Source organism: Micromonospora sp. NPDC049801 (assembly GCF_040656575.1).
In the GTDB taxonomy this organism is placed as follows: domain Bacteria; phylum Actinomycetota; class Actinomycetes; order Mycobacteriales; family Micromonosporaceae; genus Micromonospora.
The window spans coordinates 198,137-211,482 of record NZ_JBFAMS010000002.1 but is presented as its reverse complement, the minus strand read 5'-3'; the positions used below and the strand labels follow the sequence as shown (position 1 = coordinate 211,482).

11 protein-coding genes are annotated in these 13,346 nt (G+C 70.9%); 6 read left to right on the top strand and 5 right to left on the bottom strand.

All coding sequences use genetic code 11. The features are described 5' to 3' along the window. Positions 1-105: 105 nt before the first annotated feature. Together AB0I89_RS04455 and AB0I89_RS04450 are read left to right on the top strand one after the other, a co-directional pair. The gene (locus AB0I89_RS04455; protein ID WP_357120000.1) at positions 106-1,293 is read left to right on the top strand and encodes a hypothetical protein; all 1,188 of its coding nucleotides are present in this window, start codon (positions 106-108) and stop codon (positions 1,291-1,293) included. After that, positions 1,290-2,546 carry a hypothetical protein gene (locus AB0I89_RS04450; RefSeq protein ID WP_357119997.1) on the top strand — a complete coding sequence of 419 codons (1,257 nt, stop codon included), beginning with the start codon at positions 1,290-1,292 and terminating at the stop codon, positions 2,544-2,546. Before AB0I89_RS04455 ends, AB0I89_RS04450 begins: the two co-directional genes overlap by 4 nt. 55 nt (positions 2,547-2,601) lie before the next feature. Here AB0I89_RS04450 and AB0I89_RS04445 read toward each other — a convergent pair whose 3' ends face one another. From AB0I89_RS04445 to gmd, 3 genes are read right to left on the bottom strand one after another with little or no spacing between them, the layout of a single operon-like run. Further along, positions 2,602-3,726: a DegT/DnrJ/EryC1/StrS family aminotransferase gene (locus AB0I89_RS04445; protein WP_357119995.1), complete on the bottom strand. Its 1,125-nt coding sequence runs from the start codon at positions 3,724-3,726 to the stop codon at positions 2,602-2,604. Next, on the bottom strand, positions 3,723-4,940 hold the full coding sequence (locus tag AB0I89_RS04440; RefSeq protein ID WP_357119992.1) for a glycosyltransferase: 1,218 nt from the start codon (positions 4,938-4,940) through the stop codon (positions 3,723-3,725). The genes AB0I89_RS04445 and AB0I89_RS04440 overlap by 4 nt, the downstream gene beginning before the upstream one ends. Next, on the bottom strand, positions 4,937-5,950 hold the full coding sequence (gmd, locus tag AB0I89_RS04435; RefSeq protein WP_357119989.1) for a GDP-mannose 4,6-dehydratase: 1,014 nt from the start codon (positions 5,948-5,950) through the stop codon (positions 4,937-4,939). The genes AB0I89_RS04440 and gmd overlap by 4 nt, the downstream gene beginning before the upstream one ends. A 340-nt stretch (positions 5,951-6,290) precedes the next feature. Between gmd and AB0I89_RS04430 the strand changes: the two genes are divergently transcribed. Beyond that, a complete protein-coding gene (locus tag AB0I89_RS04430) occupies positions 6,291-7,430 on the top strand; it encodes a glycosyltransferase (RefSeq protein ID WP_357119986.1) in 1,140 nt (379 codons plus the stop codon). Further along, positions 7,427-8,551, top strand: coding sequence for a UDP-N-acetylglucosamine 2-epimerase (non-hydrolyzing) (wecB, locus tag AB0I89_RS04425; protein ID WP_357119983.1), 1,125 nt, complete (start codon positions 7,427-7,429; stop codon positions 8,549-8,551). The genes AB0I89_RS04430 and wecB overlap by 4 nt, the downstream gene beginning before the upstream one ends. Here the strand turns inward: wecB and AB0I89_RS04420 are convergent. Further along, positions 8,480-9,193: an acetyltransferase gene (locus AB0I89_RS04420; RefSeq protein ID WP_357120780.1), complete on the bottom strand. Its 714-nt coding sequence runs from the start codon at positions 9,191-9,193 to the stop codon at positions 8,480-8,482. The genes wecB and AB0I89_RS04420 overlap by 72 nt on opposite strands. A 189-nt stretch (positions 9,194-9,382) precedes the next feature. On the opposite strand from AB0I89_RS04420, the gene AB0I89_RS04415 reads away from it, so the two are divergent. Together AB0I89_RS04415 and AB0I89_RS04410 are read left to right on the top strand one after the other, a co-directional pair. After that, positions 9,383-10,603, top strand: coding sequence for a glycosyltransferase (locus AB0I89_RS04415; RefSeq protein ID WP_357119980.1), 1,221 nt, complete (start codon positions 9,383-9,385; stop codon positions 10,601-10,603). A 156-nt stretch (positions 10,604-10,759) separates the two neighbouring features. Further along, positions 10,760-11,278, top strand: coding sequence for an acyltransferase (locus AB0I89_RS04410; protein WP_357119977.1), 519 nt, complete (start codon positions 10,760-10,762; stop codon positions 11,276-11,278). A gap of 15 nt (positions 11,279-11,293) precedes the next feature. Here AB0I89_RS04410 and AB0I89_RS04405 read toward each other — a convergent pair whose 3' ends face one another. Continuing rightward, entirely contained in the window at positions 11,294-13,321 is a 2,028-nt protein-coding gene (locus tag AB0I89_RS04405) for a hypothetical protein (RefSeq protein WP_357119974.1), read from the bottom strand. Between the last annotated feature and the right edge of the window lie 25 nt (positions 13,322-13,346).

The window sequence follows — 13,346 nt, the reverse complement described above, 5'->3', positions numbered from 1 at the left end:
GGCGGGGCGACCGGTGCGACCGAGGCGCGGACGGACCACCCACCTGGGAACAGGGCTTCGGGCGCCCACCGGGACCTCGTCGGTCGGTTGCTCCGCTGCTATCCGGTGACCGTCGTCGTGCTCGCCCCGTACGCGCTGCTGATCCTGCCGATGGCGGTCTACTACCGGAATCCGGAGACCGGTTTCATCGTCTATCTGGTCGGGCTCGCGTTGCTGGGCAGTGTCGCCGTGGAGACGATGGCCAGCCTGTTCGGCCGTCCCGACCCGCGCTGGCGCGACGGCTTCCGGCGCGCCCACGCCCGCTATCCGTGGCTGTACCCGATCGCCATCGTGGTCACGCTCACCAGCGTCGCCGCGAACTTGCTCGCGGCGTACCTCGGTCGGGGCAGCATCGTCAACCAGATCTCCGGCGATCTGTCCGACGGACCGCTCGCCATGGTGAGCACGCTCTTCTCCGGCTGGACGGCTCTGGGCTTCGCGTTGCTGGTGGCCAGCCATCTGAGTGGTCGGCTGTCGCGGACGAAGCTGTACGGCTGGTTGGCCGTCCTCGTCGGCGCGGAAATCTACGTCGCGGTACTGACGGCCCTCACCGCTCCGCTTGTCGCCCTGGTGTTCTTCATGGCGGCCACCGGGGCGCTCTGCGGCGTCTTCCGGCTGCGTTACCTGGTGCTCTGCGCGGTCGTGGTCTTCCTCGCGTGGCCGGCGGTGTTCGAGCAGCGCAACAGCATCCGGGAGGATCGCGGCGTCGCGGTGGACACCAAGGTCACCGCCACGGACCGGCTGCGGCTGGACAGCCAGCTCAGTGTGGTGGCGGGCTTCGACGTCCCGGTCGACCTGGGCCAGCCCGTGGCCACCGACTACCTGAGGTACGGGCTGGTGCCCCGGGTGCTCGATCCGGACCGTCCGGCGATCTCCACCGGGCAGCGGATCAACCAGTACATCGGCGGTGGCCCGACGTCGGCCTACACGTTCCTGCTGCTGGGCAACATCTGGTTCTTCGACGGTCCGGCCGGCGTGGTCGCCGTGCACGCGTTCTGGGCCGCGGTGGCGGCGGTGCTGCTGCGCTGGCGGGGCGCACCCGGCCCGATCCGGCTGAGCCTCTTCTGCCTGGTGCTCTTCGACCCGCTGCTCTGGTCCAACACCTACCCGGACTCCACGATCAGCTTCCTGCAACACGTGGTGGCGGCGATCCCGGTCTTCGTCCTCCTGGCGCTCAGCCGCCGCTCGCTGCACGGGGCCCGCAGGCGCCCGGAGCCCGGTCGAACACCCGCGATCCCGGCCGCGCGCCGGTGACCGTACGGGTGGGCCGGCACGCGGTCGGTCGCGCCGACGCCCGAGAGGGTCCACGGACCGGACGTCGGGCGCTGCTCGCGCTCGTCGTCGGCGGGCTCTCCAGCGGCGGCAACCTGCTGCTGGCGATCACCGTGACCCGACTGGAGTCGGTCGGTGGGCTGGGCCAGTTCGCCCTGGCGTTCTCGTTCTACATCGTCGGCTCCGGGCTGGTCCGGAGCACCGTGACCGACACCGTGCTGGCCACCGGCGTCGGGGTCGCGTCGGCCTCCCGGCGGGCGATCCTGCTCGGCCTCGTCGGTGGCACCCTCGTCTGCGCGGCCGGCGTGGCGTACGGCTCGCCCTACCTGCTGTTCGCGGGCCTCGCCCTGCCCGGTCTGGCCCTCTACGACTACACCAAGGCGGTCGCCGTCGGCATCGGCGCTCCCTCGGCGGCGATGGCCCAGGAGATCACCTGGGCCGCGCTCACCGGGTGTGTCGTGCTGGCCGGCCTGTTCCGGGTGATCGACCCGCCATCTGTCTTCGCCCTGTGGGGCGGCGGCGGCGCGCTGATCGGCCTGGTCGTCGCGGCCCGGCGCGGGTACGCGCTGGTGCCCGGCTGGCGCGTCGGCCGAGCGGAGACCCGCGTCGCGGTGGGATTCGGTACGCAGTTCCTGCTGACCAACGGGTCCGCGCAGCTGGCGCTGACCGCGGTGGCGCTGGTCGCCGGCACGGCGGTGGTCGGTGCGTTGAGCGCCGGGCGCACGCTGCTGGGGCCGGTCAACCTGGTGCTGTCCACGGCGGCCACGCTGGTCCTGCCGCAGTTGGCCCGCACCCGGGCCGAGTCCCGCACGGTGCGGACCCGGGCGGCTGTCCGGCTGGCGCTGCTGGTGGCCGCCGCCATCGGGCCGTTGACAGTCGCGGTCGCCCTGCTGCCGGACGCGGTCGGCAGGGAGCTGCTCGGCTCCAACTGGAGCGTCGCCCGGAGCCTGCTGGTCTTGCTCGCGCTGGAGAGCCTGCTCGCCGTGCCGGCCACCATCGGCTTCGCCGGGCTGCGGATCGAACGGGCGAGCCGGCGGGCGATCGTCCTCGGCCTCCTGCTCGGCGGGCTGCGCGTGCCGGCGGTCGTCGCCGGGGCGGTTCTGTTCGGCGCGCCCGGTGCGGCCGGCGCGCTGGTCCTGTTGGCCCTGGCCAGCGCGGTCGCCTGGGGCGGCAGCTATCTCCTGCTGCTGGCCGACCGTGCGGCCGACCGTCCACCGGCGGTCCAACCGGTCTGACCGGTCTGACCGCCGGACCGGCGCCGACCCGGTCGGGCGCCGGTCCGGCGGCGGGTCAGGCGATGGTCGCCAGGGCGGCGCGGACGCGCTCGACCACGGCCTTGACCGCCGGCTCGCTCAGATCGGCGTACGTGGGCAGATTGAGGCCGCGCCGACTCAGGTCCTCGGTGACCGGACAGTCCGCGCCCGGATCGTGATGCGCCGGCAGGTCCGGGATCGGCACGAAGAACGGGCGGGTCTCCACGCCGAGCCGGGTGAGCGCACGGGCCAGCGCGTCCCGGGACGTGGCGTCCCCCTCGGCCCCGACGAGGAAGGCCGCCATCCAGGGCGCGCGGCGGACCCCGGCGGCCACCGGCTGCGCCGACAGCGTCGGCTCGTCGGCCAACTGCTCCTCGTAACCGGCGATGACCCGGTCCCGAAGCGCGATGATCTCGTCCGCGCGCTCCAGTTGGGCGCAGAGCACCGCGGCGCACAGGTTCGTCATCCGGTAGTTGTAGCCGAGCACCGGGAAGTAGTACCGACGGTGCGGATCCATGCCCTGGTTACGGAGGAGACGCATCCGCTCGGCGAGGGCCGCGTCGGAGGTGGTCACGCAGCCGCCCTCGCCGGACGTGAGCACCTTGTTGCCGAAGAACGAGAAGGTCGTGACGTCGGCGAGTGAGCCGGTGGGCCGCCCGTCGAGGGTGGCGCCGAACGACTCTGCCGCGTCGGCGACCAGGAGCAGATTGTGCTGGTCACAGAGTTGCCGCAGGGCGGAGTAGTCGGCCGGATGTCCATACAGGTCGACGGCGATGACCGCCCGGGTACGCGGGCCGATCGCGGCGCGTACCGCCGCCGGGTCGACGCACCAGCTCTCCGGCAGGACGTCCACACAGACGGCCCGCGCACCGCAGTACGCCACGGCGTTGGCCGTCGCCACGTACGTCAGCGCGGGGACGACCACTTCGTCCCCCGGCCCGATGCCCGCCGCCGCCAGGACCAGGTGCAGCGCGACCGTGCCGTTGCTCGTCGTCAGCGCGGTGCCGGCGGCGCAGCGACTGGCGAACCGTTCCTCGAAGTCCCGCAGGTACGGACCCTGCGAGGAGATCCACCCGCTCCGCAGGGCGTCCACGACGTACCGCTCCTCCAACGCGGAGAGGCTCGGTCGGGCCACCGGATAGGTGTCGTCCGCGATGCTCATGGCCCGTCACCTCCGCTGGGCACGGCGTCGTTCGCCGTCGTGACGAAGGGGGAGCGGGGCACCGGACCCGATCCGCCCCGCGCCGCCCAGGCGAGGACGTCCAGGTAGTCGCGGCCGGTGGCCGCCCACGTGCGAGCGGCCAGCCGGTCGTTCGCCCGCCGGGAGGCCGCGGCATAGCGCTCCCGGTCGTCGAGGAGGTGCCGGACCGCGTCGGCCAGGGACCGTGGATCCCGCGCCCGGAAGACCGCCGCCTCGGCGTGGTTGAACTCCAACTGGTCGAGCAGCGGCTCGACGTCGGCGCAGGCGACCGGGAGACCCCAGGTGAACGCCTCCAGCATCGCGCCGCTGGCCGCCTCCCAGAGCGAGGGTACGACCACCGCGTCCGCCCTCGCGTAGATGGCGTTCAGCTCGTCGAGGCTGACGAAGCCGGGAAACGACACCCGGCCGCGCAGGTCGGCCTGCGCGGCGCGGGCGAGCAGTCGGCTCGCCTCGGGCTCGACCAGCGGGCCCGGGCAGATCAGGCGGCAGTCGGGCAGCAGCGCCATCGCCTCCAGCAGCGTGGCGTGGTTCTTGTGCTCCGCGGTGGACGACGGGTAGACCAGCAGCCCCGGTTCGGGCCGCGCGTGCGCGCGTTCCGGCGCCGGCTGGAACGCCGGGGTCGGGATGAGCACGGTCCGCTCCGCGGCCTCCGGGAAGAGACGCAGGGTTTCCCGGTACGGATGGGGCCAGGTGACCACGATCGCCGCCGCGCGGGCCACGTTCTCCCGGACGACCGCCGCGAAGCCGGGGGCGTGAAACTCGGTCCGCAGGTGGCGTGTGTCGTGCAGGACGACGACCGAGGGGCCCGACCCGATCGGGGCAGAGTGGAACGGGAACAGGGTGACGTCGGTGTCGGCATGCCGTACGACCGAGCGTTGCCGGACCGCGTTGACCGCCGTGCGGACCGTACGGGAGTTGCGCACCACCGTCGGTGTCCACCTGCGCAGCAATTGGCCGGTGGGGTTGTCGGAGCGCAGCGGCTGGGTCACCTCGGTCCAGCCGATGCGCGCGACGGGCACCTGTTCCCGCCACTGGTCCAGCGTGCCCCGCAGAACGTTCACCCGCAGCTCGCAGGAGTCGTCGGCGGCCATGCCGGTCAACAGTCCGTAGGTGAAGGCTTCCAGCCCTGCGGCGTGACCGGGACGGATGGGTGCGGCGTCGACCGCGACCCTCACCGGTCCACCCGGATCAGTCGCCCCATCCGCTCGTCCTCGATCAGTTGCCGGTCGGCGTCGACCATGATCCGGACCAGGTCGCTGAAGAGCGTCTTCGGGGCCCACCCCAGGGCGCGCCGGGCCTTCGAGTAGTCGCCGACGAGGGCATCGACCTCCGCCGGGCGGAAGTAGGCGGGGTCCAACTCCACGTACCGCTGCCAGTCCAACCCGACCCGGTCGAACGCGGCCTCCACGAACTCGCGCACCGTGTGGCCCTCACCGGTGGCGACCACGTAGTCGTCCGGGGTGTCCCGCTGGAGGGCGAGCCACATCGCCTCGACGTACTCCGGTGCGTAGCCCCAGTCCCGAACGGCGTCCAGGTTGCCCAGGTAGAGCTTGTCCTGGATACCGGCCTCGATCCTGGCCACCGCCCGGGTGACCTTGCGGGTCACGAAGTTCTCACCCCGGCGCGGGCTCTCGTGGTTGAACAGGATGCCGTTGGCGCAGAACATGTTCCAGGACTCGCGGTAGTTCACCGCCGACCAGTAGGCGTACACCTTGGCGCAGGCGTACGGGCTGCGCGGGTGGAACGGGGTCTCCTCGCGTTGCGGGGGTGGGGTCGAGCCGAATATCTCCGACGAGGACGCCTGGTAGAACCGGCAGCCGATGTCGGCGGAGCGGGCCGCCTCCATCATGCGCAGCGCCCCGAGGCCGGTGACGTCCGCCGTGTACGTGGGGATGTCGAAGGACACCCGGACGTGGCTCTGGGCGCCCAGGTTGTAGATCTCGTGAGGGCGGATGTCCCGGATCAGCGCCGTCAGCGAGGCCGGGTCGGCGAGGTCGCTGTAGTGGAGGAAGAGGCGGGCGTCGCCGCTGCGCGGATGAACGTCCACGTGGTCGATCCGCTCGGTGTTGAAAGAGGACGATCGCCGTTTGATGCCGTGCACCGTGTATCCCTTGTCGAGCAGGAACTCCGACAGGTAACTGCCGTCCTGCCCGGTGATACCGGATATGAGCGCCGTTCGTGACATGAAGTCCCTCTCCTGCTGGGCCAATTTCCCCCGCGCTTCCTTATATCGCTCTCGACGTCGGCGTAACTCGGGTTTCAGGTAACTGGCGGAATTTATTCTTCCCGTCCAACCTCCCAGCTCAGTGGAGAGAAGGATCAGTCACGTATCGAGCTTTCGATCGTTGGGTGAATTGATCCTGTGGCACGAGCGAGGAGTGCGGATGGTTGGCGACCCCACCCCCGCGGCGGACGCCCAGGAACGCTTGGCATCGGCTAACGCAAACAATTTCCGCGTCCTTGTCACCGCCGGCTATTTCGCTCCGGGATGGCGGGCCGGAGGGCCGGTCCGGTCCATTGGCGAAGTGCTCGCTCTGGCCAGCGACGACATCGAGACGTCGATGTTGACCCGCGACCGCGACCTCGGATGCCGCGACCCCTATCCGGGGCTCTCCGGGCGTTGGGTCCGGGTCGGCCGGACGAACGTCTTCTATCTCGGTGTGCGTCGGCCGGAGCAGTGGCGGTCGCTCTGGCGCTCGCTGCGCGCCGACCGCTTCGACCTGCTGTACGTCAACAGCGTCTGGTCGACCTTCTCCATCCTGCCCATGGCCGCGGCCCGGCTCGGGTTGCTGCGGGCGGGCCGCATCCTGGTCGCCCCCCGAGGTGAGTTCGGCGCGGCCGCGCTTCGGGTGCACCGATTGCGTAAGCGGATCTTCCTGGCCGCCTGGCGGTGGATGCTGCTCGACCGTCGGGTGCTGTGGCACGCCACCACGCCGGTCGAGGCGAACGACATCCGGCGGGTGCTGCCCCGGGCGCGGATCGGTGTCGTCGCGGTCAGTCGTGGCCCCGAGCCGCAGACGGAGCCGGTCGAGATGCGCTCGACCCACCACGCGCGGTTGGTCTTCATCGGGCGGATCTCGCCCATGAAGAACCTCGACCTGGTGCTTGCCGCGCTCGCCTTCGTGCCGGTGCCGGTGCGGCTGGACATCTACGGCCCGGTGGAGGACCCGGCGTACTGGCGACGGTGCCGGGAACGCCTGGCCGAGCTGCCCGACTCGGTCGCCGTCAGCTACCGGGGTGAGCTGCCGCCCGAGCAGGTCTGTCCGACCTTCTCCCGCTACGACGCCTTCGTCATGCCGACCCGCGGGGAGAACTACGGCAACGCCATCGCCGAGAGCCTCTCCGCAAGCTGCCCGGTGGTCTGCTCCGACCGGACACCGTGGACGGGCGTGCTGCGCGACGGCGGCGGACTGGTCCTGACCGAGCTGACCGCGGCCGCGCTGGGCGCCCTCGTCACGCAGGTGGCGACCGCCACCCCGGAGCAGCGACATGCGGCCCGGATCGAGGCGGGCGCCGCCTATCGCCGGTGGCGGGCGAGCAGGGCGCCGATAAGCGTCCTCGATCAGGCCCGGCGGGTGATCCACGACCCGGCGCATCGGGAGCCCTGTCCACTGCCCGCCCAGCGGGCCGAATCCGTCCAACTGCCACCAGGAGGCGTCAAGTGACCCGCGTGATGACCGTCGTCGGGACCAGGCCGGAGATCATCCGGCTGGCCCGGGTGATTGACGCGCTCGACCGGACCGTGGACCACACCCTGGTGCACACCGGGCAGAACTGGGATCCCTCGCTCTCCGACGTCTTCTTCAACGAATTGGGGGTCCGCGCGCCGGACGTCTTCCTGCGGGCCGACACCCAGTCTCTCGGCAGCCTCCTGGGTGCCGTCCTGGTCGGTACGGAGAAGGCGATCACCGAGCTACGCCCGGACGCCCTGCTGGTGCTCGGCGACACCAACAGTGCGATCTCGGCGCTGATGGCCCGGCGGATGAACGTGCCGGTGTACCACATGGAGGCTGGCAACCGCTGCTTCGACCTGAACGTGCCGGAGGAGACCAACCGGTGCATGGTCGACCACATCGCCGACTTCAATCTGGTCTACTCGGAGCACGCCCGGCGCAACCTGCTCGCCGAAGGGCTGCACCCGCGTCGCATCCTGCACACCGGCTCACCCATGCGGGAGGTGCTCGACCACTACCGGCGGCAGATCGAGGGGTCCACCGTGCTGGCCCAACTCGAACTCGAACCAGGCGGCTACTTCGTCGTCAGCGCGCACCGGCAGGAGAACGTCGACCACCCGGACCGACTCCGTCGACTGCTGGAATGCCTGCGGGCGGTCCGCGACCAGTGGCGGCTGCCGCTGTTGGTCTCCACGCATCCGCGTACGCGCAAGCGGCTGGAGGCGCTCGCCGGTGACGGCCTGCACCTCGACGGTGTGGCGTTCCACGAGCCGTTCGGCTTCTTCGACTACGTGACCCTGCAACGCAACGCCCGATGCGCCCTCTCGGACAGTGGCACCGTCAGCGAGGAGGCCGCGATTCTCGGATTCCCGGCGGTGACCCTTCGCGAGTCCATCGAACGGCCGGAGGCGCTGGACAGCGGGGCGATCGTGATGACCGGCCTCGATCCGGACGGGGTCGTCGAGGCCATCCGGGTGGTGGTGGCGCAGGTGGCCGAGGGCTCGGTCGCCTGCCCGCTCGACTACCAGGTCCCCGATATGTCACGCCGGGTCGTCGACTTCATCCTGTCGACCGTGCGCCGCCATCACGACTGGGCGGGCATCCGCCGCTGACCGCTCCACCGGTCGGGCCGGCACACCCGTCACGACGACGCCCGGCGGTACGTCGCGGGTCACGCAGGCGCCGGCGCCCACGGTGGCGTCCCGGCCGACGGTCAGCTTCGGCAGGATCGCGGCAGTGGTACCCACCAGCACGCCGTCCTCCAGCCGGCAGTACCCGGAAACCGCGGCGAGCGGATTGACCGAGACGTAGTCGCCGAGCACCGTGTCGTGCCCGACCGTGCAGTTCTGGTTGAGGTGCACGTGCCGCCCCACCAGCACGTTCGTGGTGACCCGGGCGCCACCGGCGGCGAACAGTCCCTGCTGGTGGACGCAGTCGGGGGCGATCTCCGCGGCCGGATGCACCACCGTGGCCGCCGGCAGGCCGTACCGGGAGATGGTCTGGTCGGTCTCGCGGCGCAGCCGGGGGTGCCCGACGCCGAGCACCACGTGGGTGCTGGCCGGTTGGGCGGCCAGCCAACGGGTCGGACCGAGAAAGGCGACGCCGAGGCGGTGTACCGACTCGACGTTTCTCTCGGTGGGGTAGTCGTCGACGAAGCCCAGCACCCGCCAGGGTGCCCTAGCGCCCGAAACGGTATTCAAAAGGCGAATTACCCCATATACCTCTCGGCCCATCCCGCCGGTGCCTACGATCACTACGTCGGTCGTCAACCGCGGCTCTCCCTCGGCTACGGAGAACGCTGGCCGCTCTCCGTCATCTGAACCGGTTACCGGTGCCGATGGTGACGGGGTGAGCGGCGGCGCCCTGGCCGATCCTCGCGCGTTCCAGGTGCGCAGACGTGCCCGCACCGACGCCGGAACAGGATTTCGGAAGGTGAGCCCAAGGTGAACGAGCTGGCAATGACGCGTGCGCCCGACAGCACCGGAACGCCGAGGAACACGGCGCGATCCACGACCACGACGGGGTACCGGGTGCTCGCCACCGCCCGCGTGTTCGAGCCGGGCTTTCGTGGCGGCGGGCCGATCCGCTCGCTGCGGTTCATCCTCGACACCCTGCCGGACGACCTCGACGTCACCCTGGTCACCGCGGACCGGGACCTCTGCTCGTCCACACCGTACCCGGGCCTGTCCGGGCGGTTGGTACGCCGCGACGACCGCTGCGCCATTTTCTATCTCGGCACGTTCGCGCTGCGGCACTGGGTGCGACTGGCGCGGCACGTCCGGTCCCGCCCACTCGACCTGGTCTACGTCAACAGCCTCTGGTCGCTCTTCTCGGTGCTGCCGATCCTGGCGGTGGCGCTGCGGCTGGTGCGGGTCCGCTCGATCATGCTGGCCCCGCGCGGCGAGCTCTCGCCCGGCGCGCTCGCCATCAAGGCCCGCAAGAAGCGACTCTTCCTCGCGGTCTGGGCCCCGTTGCTGCGCCGGCTCGACGTGCGGTGGCAGGCCTGCAGTCGGCTGGAGGAGGACCAGATCCGCGCGAACATGCCATGGGCGCAGATCATGGTGAACGGCAACGAGTGCCCCATCCCGGAACAGCCGGCACCCCGAGCTGCCGCGCACGACGGGCCGTTGCGGCTGGTGTTCGTCGGCCGGATCTCCCCGATGAAGAACCTGACCAGGGCGTTGGAGGCGGTCGCCGGCGCCACCCGCCCGCTGGAGTTCGACATCTACGGTCCGCGGGAGGACGAGCAGTACTGGGCGTGCTGCCGGCGACTCATCGACACGATGCCCGATCATGTGCGGGTCCGCTACCTCGGGGAACTGGCGGCGGACGAGGTGATGGCGACCTTCAGCCGGTACGACGCGTTCCTCTTTCCGACCCTTGGCGAGAACTACGGGCACGTCATCCTGGAAAGCCTCGCATCCGGCTGCCCGGTGGTCTGCTCCGACGCGACGCCGTTCAGCGACCTGATCGCGGCCGGCGGGGGAGCGGTGGTCCGGCCGGCGTCGGCGGCGGGCCTGAGCGAGACCCTCGACCGGCTCGCCGACCGGTCCGCCGGGGAGCGCGCCGAGGCGAAGGAGATCGCGGGCCGGCGATACCGACTCTGGCGACAGCAGCTCCGGGAACCCAACGTGCTGGACCACGCCCGACAGTTCTGCGGCTGATCCGGCGGGCCGCGCCCCTGCGGCTGATCCGGGACCGCGTCACCCCGGCCGGAGCTGGCTCGTTGCAGTGGCGGGTCCGCGTGGGCGGGTCCGTCGTCCGCCACCCCGGCCGGCTCCGATGAGCGAGGACAGCAGGTGCCCAGTCGCGTTCGCACGATGGTCCGACGAGTCGCGGACCACCTGGCCGCCACCCGGAATCCCGAGGCCTTCGCGCGGTCCCTGGGGGTGAAGCTGAACGGACGGGTCCGGTTCTACGGGATCAGCCGGGCGATGTTCGGCTCGGAGCCGTGGCTGATCACCATCGGAGACAACGTCTACATCACCTCTGAGGTGCAGTTCGTCACCCACGACGGCGGCACGCTGATCCTGCGCAAGGACCACCCCGACCTGGACTGGACCGCGCCGATCACGATCGGCGACGACGTGTACATCGGTATGCGGTCGATGATCCTGGCCGGTGTCACCATCGGAAACCGGTGCGTCATCGGGGCAGGTTCGATCGTGACGCGCGACATCCCCGACAACACGGTGGCGGCCGGTGTCCCGGCACGCCCGCTGCGGACCACCGACGAGTACCTCGAACGGTTGCAGGCCAAGTCGCTGGGCATCGGGCACCTTCCCGTCCCGGAGAAGCACGAGGCGATGAAGAAGATCTACGGGGTGACGACGGTCTGAGTCCCGCCGGCCCGCTCAGGCACGCCGGTAGGCGACCCGCGGTGGCGGCAGTTGGTGCACTCCGGCGATGGTGATGGCCCCCAGGGCACCGGTCGTCCCGGTCACCTCGTAACCGAACCGGTCGCCGGTCATCGCCGCCGAACTCGTGCCGAGATTGAGGCCGGTGGCCGCGCCGGTGCTGCTGGCCCGCAACGTGGGCGGTGTGACGCCGCTGGTCTGCCACACATGCCCGTACCAGTGCCAGCCGGCGGGCAGCAGCACGGGGACACTCAGCACCGACTCCCGGACCCCGACCGACGTGACGGCGACGTTGCCGAAGTCGGCGATCGGGCCGAGCAGGGCGGGACGACCGGTGGCCGGATCGTGGGCGTACACGCCGTGCCGCAGCACCCCCGATCCCGCGACGGTCACCTCGACGCACACCCGGTCGACCGGGGTGGGCTCCGCCAGGTACACCGGGTGCAGCAGGAGCGACTGGTAGGCGCCGGCGTAGGTCACGTTTTGGGTCGGGCCGGCGAGGGCCAGGAAGTAACTGCCGCGCGGGCAGGTCGTCCCGGGCAGTGGCCCCACCTGCGCCGGGCCGGGCTCCGCGCGCCACATGCCGTACCCGGTGGGCACCGCCATGGCGTACGAGATGCCGGCCACCGCGACCCGGTCCGGCACGGTGAGATTCGTCGGCCCCGCCGGGACCAGCAACCGGTGGAACAGTTGCGGCGCCGCCATCTGGGTCTGGGCGACCGCCTCGACCCGTTCGATCATCACGAAGTCGTTGGCGGAGTCCGACACGACGATCTCGGTGGCCGCCGAGGGCGGCGCGAGGTAGCGCCGGTAGGCGGTGCCGGTCACTGATTCGCCGGCGTCGAGGGTGCGACCCCACACCAGCTGCGGGTAGTTCTTCTTCAGGCTGGAGGTGATGAACCAGCCCTTGGCCGTGGTGTGCCGGGACCGGATCTCCGGCACGCCGTCGGCGACCGGCAGCAGACCGACGGCGATGCCCCACTGCTGGACCTGGCCGCTGTTGACCACCCACTGGGTCATGCTGCTCGCCGGCATCAGCCGGTTCGTGAGGGTCGCCGGAGTGAAGTCGGTGAGGGCCGCGAGCGTGTCGATGTTGGCCCACACCGACCAGTTCAGACCGCCGGCCGTGCCCACGTTCGGCATGAACTGCCGGCGGGTGCCGCCGGCCACCGGGGTCAACGGACCGCACTGGGTCACCCCGGCGTTCAGCGCGAAGCGTTCCAACGCGGCCACCGTCTGCCGGACCAGCAGACCCCCCTGCGACCAGCGGTAGACGTTCGAGATGCGGCACAGGGACGGGATCCGCGACATGATCGTGGCGATGGGCGTGCCGACGTTCGCCCGAGCGGTGTCGATCATCCCCTGGTAGGACGGGATCACGTAGGACTCCCGGATGGTCAGCTCCTGCCCCGTGAACCGGCCGTCCGGCACCGGCCGTCCGTCGAGCTCGACGGTCACCGTGTGCGAGTGGGTGGCCGGACGGATCTGCACGTCGGGCGTCAGACCCGTGATCGGCACGGTCGCCGTGTGGGTCGCCCCCGAGAGGTGGGTGAGCGGCGCGGCCGGCTTGACCCGGGCGCCCTGCGCGATGCCGTCGACGATCGTGTACGGGTTGCCGAAGAGCAGGCTGTCCGCGTTGGTGATGGCCAGCAGGGTGAAGGTGCGCGTCCCGTCGGTCCACTGCGAGCCCACGTCGACTGTCGTCTTGCCGTGATTGGCGACGGCGATCTGGTTGCCGACGTTGTAGCCGTGGTTGCCGCCGACGTACGACCAGCCGGTGTTGATCGGGCAGTTGTCGTCGGCGGTGTCGTGGATCTTCGTTCCGACGGCGGACATCACCGGCCACACCTGGGCGTCGGTCGCGGTCGAGGGCACCAGGGTGACCTGGGGTAGACCCGAGTGCCACATGCCGACCATCGCCTCGGCGTACGCCAGGTTGGCCGGCATCACCAGGTCCCGCGTGCCGTCGAAGCGGGACCTGACGGACATCAGGGCGTTGGATCGGTAGACGATCAACTCGGGCATGGTCGGCACCTCCGCCGCGAACGCA

Excerpts from the sequence above, each read along its gene's own strand:
- AB0I89_RS04445 (WP_357119995.1), bottom strand. The coding sequence starts at position 3,726 with ATGAGCATCGCGGACGACACCTATCCGGTGGCCCGACCGAGCCTCTCC.
- gmd (WP_357119989.1), bottom strand. The coding sequence starts at position 5,950 with ATGTCACGAACGGCGCTCATATCCGGTATCACCGGGCAGGACGGCAGT.
- AB0I89_RS04410 (WP_357119977.1), top strand. The coding sequence starts at position 10,760 with ATGGTCCGACGAGTCGCGGACCACCTGGCCGCCACCCGGAATCCCGAG.
- AB0I89_RS04405 (WP_357119974.1), bottom strand. The coding sequence starts at position 13,321 with ATGCCCGAGTTGATCGTCTACCGATCCAACGCCCTGATGTCCGTCAGG.